This is a genomic window from Pseudomonas sp. Tun-23181, from assembly GCF_057415455.1.
Genome location: NZ_CM171630.1, coordinates 627,152 through 645,204 on the forward strand (window position 1 = coordinate 627,152; position 18,053 = coordinate 645,204).

General features: G+C 67.3%; 14 protein-coding genes. 5 read left to right on the plus strand and 9 right to left on the minus strand.

Translation table 11 applies throughout. The features are described 5' to 3' along the window. Positions 1–3 precede the first annotated feature (3 nt). Both ACDI39_RS03295 and ACDI39_RS03300 read right to left on the minus strand, forming a co-directional pair. Entirely contained in the window at positions 4–1,536 is a 1,533-nt protein-coding gene (locus ACDI39_RS03295; protein WP_486537634.1) for an FAD-dependent oxidoreductase, read from the minus strand. A gap of 169 nt (positions 1,537–1,705) precedes the next feature. Then, complete coding sequence (locus ACDI39_RS03300; protein ID WP_225787898.1) at positions 1,706–3,034, minus strand: MFS transporter; 1,329 nt, start codon at positions 3,032–3,034, stop codon at positions 1,706–1,708. 158 nt (positions 3,035–3,192) lie between these two features. On the opposite strand from ACDI39_RS03300, the gene ACDI39_RS03305 reads away from it, so the two are divergent. Together ACDI39_RS03305 and ACDI39_RS03310 are read left to right on the plus strand one after the other, a co-directional pair. Beyond that, positions 3,193–4,290: a sugar diacid recognition domain-containing protein gene (locus ACDI39_RS03305; RefSeq protein ID WP_253080156.1), complete on the plus strand. Its 1,098-nt coding sequence runs from the start codon at positions 3,193–3,195 to the stop codon at positions 4,288–4,290. 168 nt (positions 4,291–4,458) lie between these two features. After that, the gene (locus ACDI39_RS03310) at positions 4,459–5,601 is read left to right on the plus strand and encodes a glycerate kinase (RefSeq protein ID WP_225787896.1); all 1,143 of its coding nucleotides are present in this window, start codon (positions 4,459–4,461) and stop codon (positions 5,599–5,601) included. A gap of 105 nt (positions 5,602–5,706) precedes the next feature. Here ACDI39_RS03310 and ACDI39_RS03315 read toward each other — a convergent pair whose 3' ends face one another. The 5 genes from ACDI39_RS03315 to ACDI39_RS03335 form a co-directional block, all read right to left on the minus strand. Further along, positions 5,707–6,915, minus strand: coding sequence for an MFS transporter (locus tag ACDI39_RS03315; protein ID WP_253080155.1), 1,209 nt, complete (start codon positions 6,913–6,915; stop codon positions 5,707–5,709). Between the two features lie 69 nt (positions 6,916–6,984). Continuing rightward, positions 6,985–8,031 (minus strand): heme-dependent oxidative N-demethylase family protein, encoded by a 1,047-nt coding sequence (locus ACDI39_RS03320; RefSeq protein WP_253080154.1) that lies wholly within the window; start codon positions 8,029–8,031, stop codon positions 6,985–6,987. A gap of 17 nt (positions 8,032–8,048) precedes the next feature. Then, positions 8,049–9,017, minus strand: a complete 969-nt coding sequence (locus tag ACDI39_RS03325; RefSeq protein WP_225787893.1) for a PDR/VanB family oxidoreductase — start codon at positions 9,015–9,017, stop codon at positions 8,049–8,051. After that, positions 9,014–9,619, minus strand: coding sequence for a dimethylamine monooxygenase subunit DmmA family protein (locus ACDI39_RS03330; protein ID WP_225787892.1), 606 nt, complete (start codon positions 9,617–9,619; stop codon positions 9,014–9,016). The genes ACDI39_RS03325 and ACDI39_RS03330 overlap by 4 nt, the downstream gene beginning before the upstream one ends. A 235-nt stretch (positions 9,620–9,854) precedes the next feature. Further along, positions 9,855–11,279: a gamma-aminobutyraldehyde dehydrogenase gene (locus ACDI39_RS03335; protein WP_225787891.1), complete on the minus strand. Its 1,425-nt coding sequence runs from the start codon at positions 11,277–11,279 to the stop codon at positions 9,855–9,857. Between the two features lie 262 nt (positions 11,280–11,541). On the opposite strand from ACDI39_RS03335, the gene ACDI39_RS03340 reads away from it, so the two are divergent. Further along, on the plus strand, positions 11,542–12,294 hold the full coding sequence (locus tag ACDI39_RS03340) for a FadR/GntR family transcriptional regulator (protein WP_253080152.1): 753 nt from the start codon (positions 11,542–11,544) through the stop codon (positions 12,292–12,294). Between the two features lie 109 nt (positions 12,295–12,403). Further along, a complete protein-coding gene (locus ACDI39_RS03345; RefSeq protein WP_253101409.1) occupies positions 12,404–13,153 on the plus strand; it encodes a cache domain-containing protein in 750 nt (249 codons plus the stop codon). A 145-nt stretch (positions 13,154–13,298) separates the two neighbouring features. Here the strand turns inward: ACDI39_RS03345 and ACDI39_RS03350 are convergent, their stop codons facing one another. Together ACDI39_RS03350 and ACDI39_RS03355 are read right to left on the minus strand one after the other, a co-directional pair. Beyond that, positions 13,299–16,043, minus strand: coding sequence for a cation-transporting P-type ATPase (locus ACDI39_RS03350; RefSeq protein WP_225787888.1), 2,745 nt, complete (start codon positions 16,041–16,043; stop codon positions 13,299–13,301). Positions 16,044–16,103: 60 nt separating this feature from the next. Then, a complete protein-coding gene (locus ACDI39_RS03355) occupies positions 16,104–16,979 on the minus strand; it encodes a universal stress protein (RefSeq protein ID WP_368815932.1) in 876 nt (291 codons plus the stop codon). A gap of 217 nt (positions 16,980–17,196) precedes the next feature. Here ACDI39_RS03355 and ACDI39_RS03360 point away from each other — a divergent pair, with 217 nt between their 5' ends. Then, entirely contained in the window at positions 17,197–18,039 is an 843-nt protein-coding gene (locus ACDI39_RS03360) for a DNA-binding protein (RefSeq protein ID WP_225787886.1), read from the plus strand. Positions 18,040–18,053: the final 14 nt, after the last annotated feature.

An 18,053-nucleotide genomic window follows, 5' to 3' on the forward strand; every position in this document is an offset into this window, starting at 1 on the left:
GCCTCAGTCCGGCCAGGTATCGATCAACTCCCGCGCCTCCCGGCTGCTCAACGGGCTTTTCATCCGCTGCGACAGCACCGCCATGGCCCGCGAGTGGCCCTTGGCGATCACCGCCTCGACCTGGTCGTCGAGGCACTGCAGGGCGATGAAGTCGCCTTTCTCCGGTTCGCCCACGTACTCGATGCGGTTCCAGCCCTGGCCATGCCCGAGCACCTCATAGGTGCGCCCGTGCTGGTAGGTCCAGAAGAAGGGCACATCGTCGTAGCGGCGCTGTTCGCCGAGCATGTTGGCGGCGGCGATCACGCCTTGCTGCTGGGCCAGGCGCCAGTGCTCGATGCGCACTGGATGGCCGGCGAGGGGGAAGGTGGCGATGTCGCCGGCAGCCCACAGGCCTTCGGCTGCGTGCATCTGGGCGTCGACCTGCAAGGACTGGTCCTCGGCCAGGCGCAGGCCCTGGACGAACGATGTGGCGGGCCGCACGCCGGTGCCGAGCAATACCAGCGATGTTTCCAGGCGCTCGCCGTTGGCCAGTTGCACGGCTTCGATCTTGTCCTGGCCTTCGAAGCGTTCCACCTCGGTGGGGCCATGGAACACCACGCCCTTGCGCTCGTGCAGTTCCCGCAGGGTGCGGCCGATGCGTTCGCCGAGCTGCCGGGCCAAGGGGATCTCGTGACGGGTCACCACATGCACCTGCAGGCCGTACTTGCGCAGCGCCGAGGCGGCCTCCAGGCCGATGAAACCATCGCCGACGATCACCACCGGCTGGCCCGGCTCGGCGGCATCGAGCAGGTGCGCGGCGTCTTCTTGGGAACGCAGTACGTAGATGCCGGGCAATTGTACGCCGGGCAGGTCGGGGCGCCGGGGCTTGCCGCCGGTGGCCAGCAGGGCGGCGTCGTAGGCCAGGCGCTGGCCGTCGGCCAGGATGACCTCGCGCTTCTCGGTGTCCAGCACGCGCACCTTGCCATGCAGGCGTTGTAGCTGGCCGCGGTGCAGGTCGTCGGGCTCCAGTAGCGCGGGCACCTCATCGGCTGGCATCTGCCCGGCGATGACGAACTTGCTCAGGGCGGTGCGGTCGTAGGCCGGCCGTTGCTCCTGGTCGACCCACACCAGGCGGCCGCCGAAACCGTGGTCCAGCAGGGTGGCCACCGCCGCCGAGCCTGCGGCGCCGGCGCCGATCACCACGAAGCAGCGGGCATCGCTGTGGCGGGGTGGTTCGCTCGCGGGGCAGGGCTGGTCGTCGACCCAGACCTCGCCGTCCTTCACTTGGGTCGGGTAGCGGCGCAGGCCCGTCAGGGCCGGCGGCTCGCAGACCGCGCCCTCGTCGAGGCCGAAGGCGGCCTTGTGCCAGGGGCAGACCAGCAGGCCGCCGCATACGGCGCCTTCTTCCAGGGGCGCGCCAGCGTGGGGGCAGTTGGCCTGGTAGGCGTGCACCAGGTCACCCCGGCGGACCAGGATGACTTCCTCGCTGCCGGCCTGGACGCGCAGGGGGTGGTGTTCGTCGAGTTGTTCGAGGCGTGCCACGGCGTGCTGGGTCATGGGAGCTCTCCATAGGACCGTTCAGCTTCATTTGACGCCTTTGGCGGTGCAGCGATGCAATGATCTGACGATCGGAGGCGAGCCCTCGGTCAAGCGGTAGCTCTGGTGCTTGGGGCCGCGAAGCGGCCCCAAATGGCGGCTGCAAGTCTTGGCAGTCCCTCCTCGCGGATCAACTGGCCCGCGCGGCCGCCAGCGCTCCAGCCCGGGATACCCGCAGAGCGACCAGGCTGCCGAGCACGATCAGCGCCGCCAGCGAATACAGCGCGGCATCGGTCGAACCGGTCTGGTCCTTGATGAAGCCGACCAGGTACGGGCTGAGGAAACCGGCCATCTGCCCGACCGAGTTGATGATCGCCAGGCCCGCCACGGCGGCGCTGGCGCTGAGCAGGGCGGTGGGCATCGGCCAGAACATCGGCAGGCCGGTGAGGGCGCCCATGGTGGCGATCGACAGGCCGAGCAGGGCGATGGTCGGGTTCTGCGCGAAGTTCACCGCGATCAGCAGGCCGACGGCGCCCATCAGCATCGGCACGACGAGGTGCCAGCGCCGCTCGTTGCGCAGGTCCGCCGAGCGCCCGACGACGATCATGAACACCCCGGCCAGCAGGTACGGGATGGCGCTCAGCCAGCCGATCAGCAAGGGATTGTCGAAGCCCAGGTTCTTGATGATCGACGGCAGCCAGAAGTTGATGGCGTACACGCCGCTCTGGATGCAGAAGTAGACGAAGCCGAAGGTCCAGATCAGCGGGTTGGTCAGTACGGCCAGCACGCTGTCGCTGTGGGTGGTGGGCTTGGTGGCGGCGTCGGCCTTGAGGTCGGCCTCGATCACCTGGCGCTCGGCGGGGCTCAGCCAGGCGGCCTTCTGGTAGCCGTCGCTGAGCAGCAGCACCGCGAGGATGCCCAGGGCGACGGTGGGCAGGCCCTGGATCAGGAACATCCACTGCCAGCCGGCCAGGCCATGCTGGCCGGCGGCGAAGTGCTCGAGGATCCAGCCGGAGAACGGCCCGCCGAGCAGGCCCGAGACCGGGATCGCCGACATGAACAAGGCCATGATCCGGCCACGGCGGTCCGCCGGGAACCAGCGCGAGAGGTACAGCACCACGCCGGGGAAGAAGCCGGCTTCCGCCGCGCCGGTGAGCAGGCGCAGCACATAGAACTCCATGGGTGTGGTGACGAACAGCAGGCAGGTCGACAGGCTGCCCCAGGCGATCATCATCACCGCGATCCAGCGGCGCGGGCCGAAGCGGTTGAGTGCCAGGTTGCTGGGCAGGCCGCACAGCACGTAGCCGATGAAGAAGATACCGGCGCCAAGGCCGTAGACGGTTTCGCTGAACTGCAGGGCGTCGAGCATCTGCAGCTTGGCGAAGCCGACGTTGACGCGGTCCAGGTAGTTGAACAGGTAGCAGATGAAGATGAACGGGATCAGCCGCAGGGTGATGCGCCGGTACAGCGCGTCGCGGCTGAGGTCTTTGCCTTGGTCAGGGGCAGGGCTGTGTGCCATGATCGGAATCTCTTTGTTATGGTTGTCGCCGTGCCGTGTGCGGCGCCGGCCCTGACGAGTCTCGGCGAGCGCGGCACGGCTGTCTTTGTGCTTTTGCACAGCCGTGGGCACGGGCTGCTGTGCCGCGGACCAAAGCCTACCACCGCAAGGACCCTGGAATGTTCGAACTGGACCACGACCTGGCGCAGGACATCGTCGATCGGGCGATGGCGATCCTGCCGTGCAATGTCAACGTCATGGACAGCCAGGGCTTGATCCTGGGCAGCGGCGAGCCGGAGCGCATCAATACCCGCCACGAGGGCGCGCAACTGGTGCTGGCCAACGGCCGGATCGTCGAGCTGGACGCCGAGGCGGCCAAGTGCCTCAAGGGCGTGCAGCCGGGCGTCAACCTGCCGCTGATGCTCGATGACCGGCTGATCGGCGTGCTGGGCCTGACGGGCGACCCGCAGCAATTGCGCACCTATGGCGAACTGGTGCGCATGACCGCCGAGATGCTTCTGGCCCAGCGTCACCTGCAGGTGGAACAGCAGTGGCGGCGCCAGCGCTGCGACGACCTGCTGGCCCTGCTGCTCGGCGGCAGCGGCGACTCCCCGCGCTTGCTCGACGAAGCCCGGCAATTGGGCCTCAAGCCGCAGTTGGCGCGGGTGCCATGCCTGTTCGAACTCGACGCCGGGTCGTCGGCCGAGGCGCTGTCCGGCTGGTTGATGAGCCGCTACCCCGACAGCTGGTGCGTGAGCCCTGCGCGGCAGTCGCTGCTGTGGTGCCGCCCGGCGGCCGTGGCGCCGGACGAGCCGCGCCTGCTGGAGCGCCTGCAGCGCCATGGCTGGCAGGTGCAGCGCCTGGCCCTGGGCAACCCGGCGCAGAGCCTTGAGCAGTTGCGCCGGGGGTACCGGCGGGTACGCGACCTGCTGGCCTACGGCCGCGAGGTGGAGCCGGGCGAACGCCTGCTGAGCCTTGCCCGCTACCGATTGCCGACATTGCTCTGGCGACATCGCAACGACGATGCCCTGGATGAATTGCTCGAGCCGCTGCAGCGCATCCGCGCCAAGGATGCCAGCGGGCAACTGCTGGCTACCCTGCGTGCCTGGTGCGCCCATGATGGGCAGAGCCAGGCGTGCGCCGATGCCCTGGGGATCCACCGCAACAGCCTGAGGTATCGGCTGGAGCGGATCGCCGAAGTGGCGGAGGTGGACCCTTTGCGGCTGGAAGGTTTGCTGAGCCTTTACCTGGGGTTGCAGTTGCTGCCGGCGCAGTGAGGTGTTGGCAGGGTTGGCCCATGCCATGCGCGCTGAACCGCCGCGAAGCGGCCTGCGCGGTGCAAAGGCATTTGCCCAAACAATGCCGTCGCGTCTTTGTGCACCCGACCGAGGCCGCATCGCCGCGCAGCTGTCAGCATGCGGGTCATCTGGATCAGGAGAATCCCCATGAAAGTCGTCATCGCCCCCGATTCGTTCAAGGACAGCCTCGATGCCGCCGGTGTCGCCCGGGCCATCGGCAAAGGCCTGGCCGAGGTCTGGCCGGGTGCGCAACTGGTCGAATGCCCGATGGCCGACGGCGGCGAGGGCACCATGGAGGCGATCCTGGCCGCCAGCCATGGCCAGTTGCGCCACCAGGTGGTACGCGGGCCGTTGGGGCAGGCCGTGGATGCCGGCTGGGGCTGGCTGCCTGAGAGCCGCACGGCGATCATCGAGATGGCCCAGGCCAGCGGCCTGCAACGGGTTCCGCTCGGCCAGCGCGATGCCTGCCGCAGCAGCACCTGGGGCACCGGCGAGCTGGTCGCCGCCGCCTTGGCGGCCGGCGCGCAGCGCATCGTCCTGGCCATCGGCGGCAGTGCTACCAACGATGGCGGTGCCGGCATGCTGCGCGCCCTGGGCTTGCGCCTGCTGGACGTCGACGGGCAGCCGCTGGAGGAGGGTGGCCTGGCCCTGGAAAGGCTGGCGCGCCTCGACGCCAGCGGCCTCGACCCTCGCCTGGCCGAGGTGCAGGTGGAGGTGGCGGCCGATGTCGACAACCCCTTGTGCGGCCCCCATGGCGCTTCGGCGGTGTTCGGCCCGCAGAAGGGGGCCAGCCCCGCGCAGGTGCAGGCCCTGGACCGGGCCCTGGGCCATTTCGCCGACCATTGCGCCCGCCTGCTGGGCGAAGACGTGCGCGATTTCCCTGGTTGTGGCGCGGCGGGCGGTATGGGCTTCGCCGCCAAGGCGTTCATGGACGCGCGCTTTCGCCCTGGGGTCGAGGTGGTGGCCGAGCTGGCGGGCCTCGATGCCCTGGTGCGGGGCGCTGACCTGGTGATCACCGGCGAAGGGCGTTTCGATGCCCAGACCCTGCGCGGCAAGACGCCCATGGGTGTGGCGCGGGTCGCCAAGTGTCATGGCGTGCCGGTGGTGGTGCTCGCCGGTACGCTTGGGGCGGGTTACCAGCAGCTCTACGACCACGGTGTCGATGCCGCCTTCGCGTTGGCCAGCGGGCCGATGAGCCTGGAGCAGGCCTGTGCCGAAGCCGGGGATTTGCTCGAGGCACGAGCCCGGGATATCGCCCGACTGTGGCAGGTGGCTGGGCGGGGGCGTTGAGTTGGTTGCTGGGTTCGGTCCGCGGCGAATAGACCGGTCCTGACACCACCGGTGTTCTGTCAGATCAATGGCCCTTATCCGAGGACAAGGGCCGATGCCCGCTGGCTAGAGCGCCGCGACTGGCGTGTAGGCCGTATGCTCGCGGCGAATGCTGGCCAACGGCACGGTCACCAGCAGCAAGGTCAGCACCACGGTGACGCCAATCCCCCAGGCCGCCAGGGTGAAACCACCCAGGGAAATCAGCCCGCCGGAAATCGCCGGCCCCACCGCCAGCCCCAGGCTCAGGAAGCTGCTGGCCGCCGCCACGACGCGGCCTTCGCGGTCCAGCGCCGCCGCCAGGCCGGTGAGGTAGCTCAGGGCGTAGAAGTAGGTGACGCAGATGGTCATCACGCCCGCCGTGTACAGGGCCTTGGAGTGCTCGCCCAGCACGTAGCTCAGGCTGGTGCCGCCGGTCAGGAGGATGGCCAGGATCACCGGGGTGCTCATGCCGAAGCGCTTGCCGACCATCGCCGCGATCAGCGGGCCGATCAGGCCGACCACGGACTGGACCGACAGCAACACGCCCAGTTCGTCGCCACTGTAGCCGACCAGGGTGCCGATACGCTCGACGAAGGCCCAGCCCATGGTGTCGCGAGCCTGGAACACGAACATCGCCAGCATCATGCAGATCGCCGGCAGGCTCAGCAGGATGTTGCCCGAACCTTTGCTCGCCCCAGGGGCCGCCGGCGCGGGGGCGACGGTCGCTGCACGCTGCTCCAGCGCCGCAATGGCTGGGAGCATCACCGCCATGGTCGCGGCCATCGCGTAGTACAGCCCCGAGAGGCCGAACAGCGCCATGACCTTGGCATAACCCAGCATCACCACGATCATCAGCAGCACCGACAGCACGTTCATGTGCCCGGCGATGCGGTCCGGATGCCGCGCGCTGGACACCGCGGCGTTGCCGCAGGCCAGGGCCAGGCCCGCGCCGAGGCCAGCGATGCAGCGTACCGCGGCCAGGGCCTGGATGCTCTCGATGTGGGCACTGACCAGGTTGGCGGCGATGGCCAGCAAGGTCCCGAGCAGGGCCAGGGTGCGCCGTGGCGCACGCCCCATGAAGGGCGCGACCAGCAGCGAGGCGAGCATGGTGAAGCCGAACTCCGCGGACATCAACAACCCGGCCTGGGCCTCGTTGAGCTGCAGGTCGTTGATGATGGCGCTGATCAGGAAGGGCAAGGCCCACAGGCCGAGCAGGCCGACACCATAGGCCGAACCTGCGGCGGAGAACACCAGGCTCCAGCGCTCGGGCAAGACATTGCGTATTGTTGTTTTCATGGGTGAACCCTGGGAGGCAAGCACATCAAGGAAGGAAGCGCGCCGGTAGCGGCGCGCTGTGGGGTGGAACTACTGCAGGTTCTCGTCGACCGGAGTGCCGTCATCGTATTGCGACAGCCAGGCGACCATGGCGTCGCGGTAGCGGGTGAAACCCTTGTAGTCGACCAGCTCCTGGTCCAGGTCGCGGATCACCCGGTGCATGCGCTTGGCCCACTGCGGGGCGAACTCGGCCAGTTGCTTGAGGCTGACCAGGTAGGTCCGCACCGGGAACAGCACCGCATTGCTGCGCGGCAGGCGGTGCAGGGGCTGCAGCTCGATGCGCAGGTTGACCAGTTCGCCGGCGTTCTCCGGGGTGACGATGGTGCGGTCGGGCGCCCAGTCCGGCAGGGTCTCGGCGGAGGTTTCCAGGCGCGGGTTGACGGTGATCGACCAGTTGGTGCGGCGCACCGGGTGCCCCGGACGCAGGCGCAGCAGGAACTTCAGGGCGCGCTGCAGGATACCCATCTCGTGCAGCTTGGGTACCGGGCCGTGGAACTCCATGAAGCTCATGCCGAGGTTGAAGCGCAGCGAGTAATCCGCACGCTGGGTGGCCATGCCGGCGCCCATCACCAGGGTCTCGTCACGCTCTTCGAGCAGGATGAACTCGCCTTGGGCCTGGCGGGTGATGTACTCCATCGGCTCCATCGGCAAGGTGCTGGCATCGCCGAAGGTGAAGGTGTCGTCGATCTGCAGCGGGCGGTTGATCCAGCGCCACTGGCTGCCTTTCTTCTCCAGGGTGAAATGCTCGGGGAAGTCGCGGGAGTAGGACTCCATCAGCAATTCCAGCAGGTCCCACTGGGCTTCCATCATGTGCGGCAGGGCGGCGTAGTGCACGCCCGGCTGGCTGTCGAGGGTCTGCGCACGGTGGTGGCACTCGGAGATGTAGTGCTCGTCGATGTCGAACTGGGCGCGCAGGGCACCGTTGCCGAAGGGCACATGGGGTTCGACGTTCATCGAGTACATGTACTGGTCTTCCGGGTACGGGAAGGGCAGGCGTAGCACCGCCTCGCGGCTGTTGCTGTAGGTGTGCTCGCCGCCGGCGTCGGCGTAGGTTTCGATTGGCTTGAATACGGTCATCTTGTTGTTTTCCTGTCTCAGAGGTCTACGACCAGGCGGCTGCAGTTGGCACGTGATACGCAAGGCATGAATTTGCGCTTGCTCAGCTTGTCTTCCTCGCTGAGCCAGTCATCGCGATGGTCGAGTTCGCCATCGACTTCCAGTACTTCGGCCTCGCAATAGCCACAGGCGCCGCCCCGGCACAGGTAGGGCAGCTTGTAGCCGGCTTGTTCGGCGGCTTCGAGCAGTGACTGTTCGGCGGGTACCTCGATGGTCACGCCCTGGCGCGCCAGGGTGACGCTGAACGGTTGGCCGCTGGAGCCTTGCTCGACGAAGCGTTCGTAGTGGATGTGGCTGTCGGTCCAGCCCAGGGCGCGGGCGCTGTCGAGGGTGTCGTCGATCATGCTGTCCGGGCCGCAGACATAGACATGGCTGCCCAACGGCCGGGCCTGGAGGATGCGGCGGATGTCCATGCGCGCGTCCTGGCCTTGCACGTAGAGGTGCACCCGCTCGCCGTACCGGGCTTGCAGCTCCAGGCCCAGGGCGGTGTGCTCGGGGCCGCGCACGGCCAGGTGCAGCTCGAAGGTGGACTGCTTGGACTGCAGCTCTTCGAGTTGCGAATACACCGGTGTGATGCCCACGCCACCGGCGATGAACAGGTGCTGGCGGGCATGCTTGGCCAGCGGGAACAGGTTGGCCGGCTGCAGGATCTGCAACAGGTCGCCTTCGCTGACCTTGTCGTGCAGGTGGCGCGAGCCGCCACGGCCGTCGCTGACTCGGCGCACGGCGATCTGGTAGGCGCTGGAGTCATAGGGCGAGCTCATCAGCGAGTAGGCGTTGCGGTGGGTCTTGTCGCCATCCTCGAGGACCACCACCACATGGCTGCCGCCAGAGAAGGCAGGCAGATGCTTGCCGTCCGGAGAGGTCAGGGTGAAACGCTTGATCTCTGGCGTCACCTGCTCGATCCGGGCAACACGCACGCTCAGGGTGCCGTTATGGGTATTCATGTGTCGAGCTCCTCGGCAGGTGGCAGTTCGCCTGGGACTTCGCCATCGGCCTTGATGCCCTGGAAGGCGGCCAGGCGGCGGGAATAGTGGTCGCGCACCACCAGGTTGAGCTGGCAACCGGGGCAGGTGAACACGCGCTGGGTGACGTTCTCGGTGTAGGTGTCGCAATGGGCGCACCACACGCGGCGTACCAGGGTACCGCTGTGTTCGCGAAGCACTTCGTCGCGATTCAGGTCGACGGCATTGGCCGCTTGCATGGCGGTACCGATGAAGCTTTCCGAGCCACTGAGGTACAGGCGCGTGCCCATGTAGGCGTCGCTGAGCCTGTCGCGCAGGGCCTCGATCAAGGCCTGGTTGCTGCTGAACGCTTCGAGTTCGCCCACCTGCGCCGCTTGCAAGGCCTGCAGGTGGTTGTGCCCAGAGAAGGACTCGGTGGAGTAGAGCAGGGTGCTGTCGCGGCGTTGCGCAGGCGACATGTCCGCGATCAGGCGCAGCATGGCCGCGCCGCCGCTGCCCTGGCCCGCGATCAAGTGGCGCAGGCCACCTGCCATGGGGTGCAGCCGGTCGTAGACCGGACGGCTCTTGATGCCAGTGATAAGCATGGTGACACACCTCGTAAGCCATTACCCCGGCTGTGCCGGAAAGTAACGATGACGGCTGGTTTCGGGCTCAGGCAGGAGAGAAAGCAGAACTCATGCCATATTACCTATTGTTTTATATGTTTTATGTCGAAGGCCCATGCTGGGCGTTTTTCATCAGGTTGCTACTCGGGAAGGCATCGCTGGCGATGCCTCGTCAGGGTGCGCGGCGCACTTTTCGGGTGCGCCGCGCAGGTGCTCAGTGCTTGAACATGACGTGGCGCACGCAGGTGTAGTCTTCCAGGCCGTACATGGACATGTCCTTGCCGTAGCCCGACTGCTTCATGCCGCCGTGGGGCATTTCGCTGACCAGCATGAAGTGCGTGTTGACCCAGGTGCAGCCGTACTGCAGGCGCGCGGCCAGGCGGCTGGCGCGGCCGAGGTCGCGGGTCCACACCGAAGAGGCCAGGCCGTAGTCGGAGTCGTTGGCATAGGCCAGCGCCTGCGCTTCGTCGCTGAAGGGGGTGATGCTGACCACTGGGCCGAAGACTTCGCGCTGGACGATCTCGTCGTCCTGGCGGGCGTCGGCCAGCACCGTCGGCTCGAAGAAGAAACCCGGCCCGTCGACACGCTTGCCACCGGTGATCACGCGGATGTGTGGCTGGGCCTTGGCGCGCTCGACGAAGCCTTCGACGCGCTCCAGGTGGTCGCGGGTGATCAATGGCCCCAGTTCGGTCTGTGGGTCGTCCTGCAGGCCCATGCGCAAGCTCGCCACCGCTTCGCCAAGCTTGCTGACGAAGCGGTCGTAGACGCCTTGCTGGACGTACAGTCGGCAGGCGGCGGTGCAGTCCTGGCCGGCGTTGTAGAAGCCGAAGGCGCGGATGCCCTCGACGGCTGCGTCGATGTCGGCGTCATCGAAGATCAACACCGGGGCCTTGCCGCCCAGCTCCATGTGGGTGCGCTTCACGCTGCTGGCGGTGCTGGAGATGATGCGTGCGCCGGTGGCGACGGAGCCGGTGAGGGACACCAGGCGAACCTTGGGATGGTTGACCAGCGGCTCGCCCACGCTCGGACCGCGGCCGAAGAGAATGTTGACGACGCCGGCGGGGAACAGCTCGGCCATGATCCGGGCCAGCGCCAGGGCGGTGAGCGGGGTCTGCTCGGAGGGCTTGAGCACCACGCAGTTGCCGGCAGCCAGGGCAGGGGCGAGCTTCCAGGCGACCATCATCAGCGGGTAGTTCCACGGCGCGATGGAGGCGACCACGCCGAGGGGGTCACGGCGGATCATCGAGGTATGCCCGGGCAGGTATTCGCCAGCGGCGGACCCCGACAGGCAGCGGCTGGCGCCGGCGAAGAAGCGGAAAACGTCGGCGATGGCCGGGATCTCGTCGTTCAGGGCGGCCTGGTAGGGCTTGCCGCAGTTCTGCGACTCCAGGCGGGCCAGCAGCTCGGCCTCGGCCTCGATACGCTCGGCCAGCTTGAGCAGCAGCAGCGCGCGTTCCTTGGGCGGGGTCTGCGACCAGCTGTCGAACGCCTGGTCGGCCGCCTGCACGGCAGCATCGACCTGGGCGCCGCTGGCCTCGGGGATGGTCACCAGCACCGTGCCCTCGGCGGGGTTGTACACGGGATAGGGGCTGCCTTGCCCATCGACCAACTGGCCGTTGATCAGGAGTTTGGTTTGCATGGCGTATTCCTTGGTCGGTCTTGTTGGTGGAAATCGCTGGACGCAGGCACAGCAGAAGCCACGGTGGCCTGTCGACGCTGTAAACATATGAAACCATATCTTAGATTTAGAAAGTTGCCAACAGTACCCTGAAACGCCTTGTCGAGAGGTAGAATGGGCGATCAATCGGTATCGGAGGCCTTGCGCTTGGTTATAAGATACGGAACTGAACCTTTTGGCCGAGGCTCGCGCCACGCCAGGCAATGCTCGATAGGGAGAGGCAATGACTGCCCTGAATACTGCTCGTAATACCGCATTCATCCGGTTGCGCCAGGAAGGGCGTACCGATGAAGTGGCGCGCAAGTTGATGGAAGCCATCGAGCTCGGGTTGTTTGCCGAAGGGCAGCAACTGCCCAGCGAATCGGAATTGGCCCTGCAGCTCGGGGTCGCCACCGTCACGCTGCGCGAGGCCTTGGTGGTGCTGCGCCAGCGGGGGCTGATCGAAACGCGCCGCGGCCGCAACGGCGGCAGTTTCGTCTGCGCGCCGGTGGAGCTGCCCGAGGCGCTGCTGTTGCAGCGCCTGCGCGACATGAGCGGCCCGGACCTGCGTGACCTGGGCGACGAACAGACCGCCATCTCGGGCACCGCTGCGCGCCTTGCGGCCAAGCGCAGTTCGCCCGAGCAGCACGCGCGCATCGCCCAGCACATCGACATGCTCAGCCAGGCCGGCTCGCGGTTGGCACGCCATCGGGCCGATGCACGCTTCCACATCGAGGTGGCCGCCGCCGCCCAGTCGCTGCGCCTGACCAACGCCGAGATGCGCCTGCAGTCGGAGGTGGGCGAGCTGCTGTGGATGGAGGCGGCCGGCGGTGGCGATGTGACGGTGGTGGAGCAGGAGCACCGGGCGATCCTGCAGGCGCTGGTGGCGGGCGATGCGGTGTTGGCCGGGGCACTGGCCGAGGCGCATGTGAGCCGCGGCATCAAGCGCCTGATCAGCCTGCGCCTGGAGTTGCTGGCCGAGGCGCACGGGGGCTGAACGCCGCCGACCGGAAGCAGCGCGCCAGGCCTGGCGTGGTAATTGCGTCACAATGCCTTGACCCGAGGCGACCCATAACAAGAAAGCCGAACCTGCGTGAGGTAATACCATGTTTGCCCTGAGCGACAACGACCCCCTGGCCGCCTGCGCCCAGCAGTTGGACAGCACGCTGGAGACCATCTTCAGCCAGGTCCGCCAGTTGGTGGAGGAAACCCGCGAGCTCTGGGAGCGTGTCCTGGCCGAGGGGCGCCAGCCCGCCGCCAGGGACCTGGCCTCCCTGCGGCCGGCGATCGACCGGCAGTTGCTGGTCACCGGTGCCTTTGGCTGTGGCGGCGGGATCATCGTGGAACCCAATTGCCTGGCCGACCGGGAGATGCACCTGGAGTGGTGGTACCTGGCCGATGCCGGCAAGACCCTCCCGCTGCGGCCCAACTTCGACCGGCGCCGGGAAAACTACTACGACTACACCGCGATGCCCTGGTACAGCCGGCCGCGCGACACCGGCAAGAGCGTGGTGGAGGGGCCCTACGTGGACCTCTACGGCACCAACATGTACGTGCTGACGTTCACCATGCCGATTCTGGTGCAGGGCCGCTTCATCGGCGTGGCCGGGCTGGACCTGTCGCTGCACAACGTCGAGCGCCTGCTGGTGCGCAGCCTGATGCGCCTGGAACACGAGGCCGTGCTGATTTCCGCCGATGGCCGGGTGATTGCGTCCAACACCGCCAACTGGATGGTCGGCGACCTGGCCCTGACGCTGTTGAACACCATGCCCCTGGACGGGATTCGCCTGGCGTTGGCGGAATCCGAGGCGGGGTGGTCGCTGGTCCGGTTGCCGGCGTTGCGCAAGGTGGTGTGAGCATCGAGTGGTTTTGTCGCCCCCCCCCCCAGCGGGAGATCACCCAGTCTTAGGTTGACGCGGAGCCCTGTGGGGGACGGCTTGCCGGCGATGGGGCGCGAAGCGGCCTCGAATGTCGGCTAAACAGCTTTAACTGACTGTACCCCTAGCGCCCCGGCGGATCGTACGCCGCCATGGCCAGCCTCGCCGCCAGGCGGGTGCGGCGGATCATGGACTTCTCGAGCTCCACGACGAGGTACACGAGCAACCCGGCGCCCACGACTTTCCCCCATTCCAGCAGCGTCAGGTCGGTAGAACCGAAGATCTCGTGCATGACCGGCGCATGGGTGAAGAACAGCTGCAACGGCACGCAGGCTGCGATGGCCAGCAGCAGGTAAGGGTTGCCGAGCAGGCCTTCGCGGTTGGTGACCGGCGCGATCAGGGCACGGGTATTGACCAGGTAGAACATTTCCGCGACGACCACGGCATTGACCGCCATGGTGCGGGCGGTCTCGACGCTGGCGCCTTCGCTCATCTGCCAGAGGAAAAGCCCCATCGCCCCGCACATCATCAGCACCGAGACCATCAGGATCCGCCACACGAAGAACCCCGACAGCAAAGGCTCCCTGGGCGCGCGCGGCGGGCGGGTCATGATGTCCCGCTCGGCCGGCTCGAAGGCCAGGGCCAGCCCCAGCGTGCTGGAGGTGACCATGTTGATCCACAGCACCTGCGCGGGCGTCAGCGGCAGGGCGAGTTCGAACAGGATGGCGGCGATCACCACCAGCGCTTCGCCGCCATTGGTGGGCAGCATGAACAGGATGAATTTCTTCAGGTTGTCGTAGACTGCCCGGCCCTCGCGCACGGCCGTGGCGAGGGTGGCGAAGTTGTCGTCGGCCAGCACCATGTCGGCGGCCTCCTTGGCCGCCTCGGAGCCCTTCAGGCCCATGGCGATGCCGACATCCGCGCGCTTGAGCGCAGGCGCATCGTTCACCCCGTCGCCGGTCATGGCGACGATCTGACCGTTGTCCTGCAGCGCGTTCACCAGGCGCAGCTTGTGCTCGGGGCTGGCGCGCGCGAACACGTCCACCTCCGTCACGACCTGGCGCAAGGTTTCGTCGCTCATCATCGCCACTTCGGCGCCGGTGAGGGTGGGCTTGCCGACGCCGATGGCCAGCTGGGCACCGATGGCTCGGGCGGTTTCGGCATGATCGCCGGTGATCATCTTCACCCGGATACCGGCGTGGTGGCATTCGCCGACTGCCCTGATCGCCTCCTCGCGCGGTGGGTCGACGATCCCGACCAGGGCCAGCAACGTGTACCCCGAGGCCATGTCCTGGTGGCCTAGGCTGCCCTCCTGCGGCGCCGAGCGTTTGCAGGCCAGAGCCAGCAGACGCAGGCCCTGGGCCGCCGTGTCGGTGGTCATGCGCCGCCAGTAGTCGACATCCAGCGGGTGCTCGCCATCGTGGTCGCGTTGCCGGTGACACATCTCGAGGATGCGCTCCGGGGCGCCCTTGACGAAGATCCAGGAGTGGCCCTCGCCGTCGAGGTGGTGGGTGGCCATGAAGCGGTGCTGCGATTCGAAGGGAATGGAATCCAGGCGGGTCCAGGCCGAGGGCTCGAAACCGGTCTTGCCGCCGAGCACCAGCAGGGCGCCTTCGGTGGGGTCGCCCTCGACCCGCCAGCAGTCGTCTTCATTGCGCAGGTGGGCGTCGTTGCACAGCACCCCGGCGCGGATCGCCAGGCCCAGGGCCGGGTAATCGCCAGGATCGACGATGCGCCCATCGATGCTGCAATCGCCGACCGGGGCATAGCCCACGCCGCCGACATCGAACACGTGGCCGGCGCACACGACGCGCTGCACGGTCATCTCGTTGCGGGTCAGCGTGCCGGTCTTGTCGGAACAGATCACGGTCACCGAGCCCAGGGTTTCCACGGCCGGCAGGTGGCGGATGATCGCCTTGCGCCGGGCCATGCGCTGTACCCCGAGGGCGAGCGTCACGGTCATGATCGCCGGCAGGCCCTCGGGGATCGCCGAAGCCGCCAGCGCCACGACCATCATGAACATTTCCGCCGGTGGATGGCCGCGCCATAGCGTGCCGATGACGAAGGTCGCGGCGGAGATGGCCAGGATGGTCACGGCCAGCACGCGCCCGAAGCGATCGACCTTGCGTAGCAGCGGGGTGGCCAGGCCGCGGATGTCGGCGAGCATCTGGTTGATCCGGCCCAGCTCCGTCGCCGCGCCGGTGCCGACGACGATCCCCCTGGCCTGGCCGTACACCACCACGGTGCCCGAATAGGCCATGCCGTGGCGGTCGCCCAGTGGCGCGTCGGCCTGGGCCACCTCGGTGTCCTTCTCCACCGGCAGGGACTCGCCCGTCAGCGCGGCTTCCTCGACGCGCAGTTCCTTGACCGCCACCAGGCGCAGGTCGGCGGGCACCCGGTCGCCGGAGGCCAGTACGACCAGGTCGCCCGGCACCAGCTCGGCGGCATCGATCTCTTGGGGGATGCCGTTGCGAATCACCATCGCATGCGGCGCGAGCATCGCCCTGATCGCCTGCAGGGCGCTTTCCGCCTTGCCTTCCTGAATGAAGCCGATGATGGCGTTGATCACTACCGCGGCGAGCAGGACGCAGGTATCGACCCAGTGCTCGAGCAAGGCGGTGATCACCGCCGCAGCGATCATGACGTACAGCAAAACATTGTGGAATTGCGCCAGCAAGCGCAGCAATGGCCCGCGGCGCTTGGGTGGCAGCAGCCGGTTGGGCCCGTACAGCTCCAGGCGCCTGGCGACCTCGACGTCCTGCAAGCCCTCCGGCCCGGTGCGCAGCATCTGCTCGACCTCCGCGACCGAGAGTGCCTGCCAGGCAGGGGTAGCGTGGGCTGCGCAGGGATCGGAGGAGGGAAGATTCATAGGCTCGGGCCTTCTATGGGCTTCGGTAGCGGTGGCGGCATCCTGCCGCCAGGGCATGGCTTACAGGGTCACCAGCACATCGCACTGGGACGCGTTCAGGACATGCTTGGTGATGCTCCCGACCAAGAGTTCTTCCAGGGCGCTCTCGCCTTGCTTGCCCATCACGATGAGGTCGCAGTCCAGCTCCTGTTCCTGTTCGACGATACGCCAGGCCGGGTCGCCGTGCACGGCGACCTGGCGCGCCATGGGCAGGCCCGAGGCTTCGGCCAGGGCGGCGAGCTGTTCCTGGGCGTCCTTCCTGATCACGTTGCGGTAGTGGCTGAGGGTGTCGTTGTCGAGGTTGGCGAAGCGCATGCTGCCTTCGAACGGGGCCTCGTACACGTGCAGGAGGATGATCTCGGCCTGCGGGGCAATGGCCTTGGCCAGGGCGATCGAGCGCCGGGACGAAGGCGAGAAATCGACCGGCACCAGCAGGGTGCGGTAGTCGCGGCGCGGCAGTTGCTTGACCACCAGCATGGGGCAGGGCATGTGGCTGAGCAGCCGCTGTGCGGTCGAGCCCAGGAGCAGGCGGCGGGCCGTGCTCTCGCCTTTCGCTCCGCAGACCAGCAGGCTCGCCTGCTTTTCCTGCACGGCACGAATGATCTGGGGGATGACCGGGCCAGACATGACATGCGTGCCAGCGGCGACTTCATGTTGCTGGAACAGCCGCTCGCCCAGTTCGTGGAGCTTTTCCCTGCCGCTCTGGAGCACTTGCTCCAGCAGGTCGTCCTCTGGCGCGACCATCTGCCGGAGGCGCTCGAAGGGTGCGGGGTTCGCCACGAACAGCAGGTCCAGTGAGGCGTCCAGTGCCTTGCTCAGCAGTGCGGCGCGTTCTGCGCCATGGCGGGCAGGTGCGGACAGGTCGGTGGCGACCAGGATGTGGCTCAGCGACGACATAGCGATCTCCTTTGGCAGCGCGGGGCACCCGCCCGACCATCGTCTCGCGAACCCTGTCCGGCGTATTGACCTGTATCAAGAGACGCCCCCGTGGACGCGACCTTGTGTCGCGGTTGAATGGTCGCTCGTAGAAGGGCTTGAAAGGTGCTCCGACAATCCGCAGAATTCGATACGTAATTACATGGTACATACCACGGTACGAATCACAGGAGCGAACATGGCCCGGGGTGGGATCGACAAGGCAGCGGTACAGCAGGCACGGGAGGCGCTGCTGGCCCGGGGTGAGCACCCGAGCATCGATGCGGTGCGTATCGAGCTGGGCAATACCGGCTCGAAGACCACCATCCACCGCTACCTCAAGGAGCTGGACAGCCAGTCGCCATCGGCCCCGCTGGGCATGGCGGGCCTGAACGAGCAACTGGGGCGCCTGGTCGAGCAACTGGCCGAACAACTGCATGAACAAGCGCAGGCGCGCATCCACGAGGCCGAGGCGGTGTTCGCCGAACAACGGCAGCAGCTCGAGGCACAGTTACAGCTTGCCCAGCAGGCATTGGTGGCGGCGCACCAGCAGCAGCGGGTCCAGGCCAGTGCGCTGGCGGCCGAGTCCGAGAAGCTGGCGGCCACCCAGAGCACTCTGCAGCGCGAGCAATTGCGCAGCGCCAGCCTCAACCAGTCGCTGGGCGAGCTGCAGGTGCGCCTGGCCGACAAGGACGAGCAAGTTCGCTCGCTGGAAGAAAAGCACCGCCATGCCCGCGACGCCCAGGAGCAGTTGCAGCAGGGCATGCTCGCCAGGCAGGCCGAGCTGACCCAACTGCATCGCGACAATGAACGCCTGTTGGCCCAGACTCGCCAGCAGGCCACGCAGCGCACGCAGTTGGAGGAACAATTGGAGCAGCGCGACGCCCAGGTCCAGGGCTTGCGAGCGATCCTGGCCCAGGTCCAGGGCGCCAGCGAGCAGATGCGCCGGCAGTTGGAGCAGTTGCAAGGCATGCTGGATACCCGCACGGCGGCATTGGCAGCCTGCCAGGCGCGTCTTGACGCATTGCCAGGGGCGGGTTGATGCCGTCGGGCGTG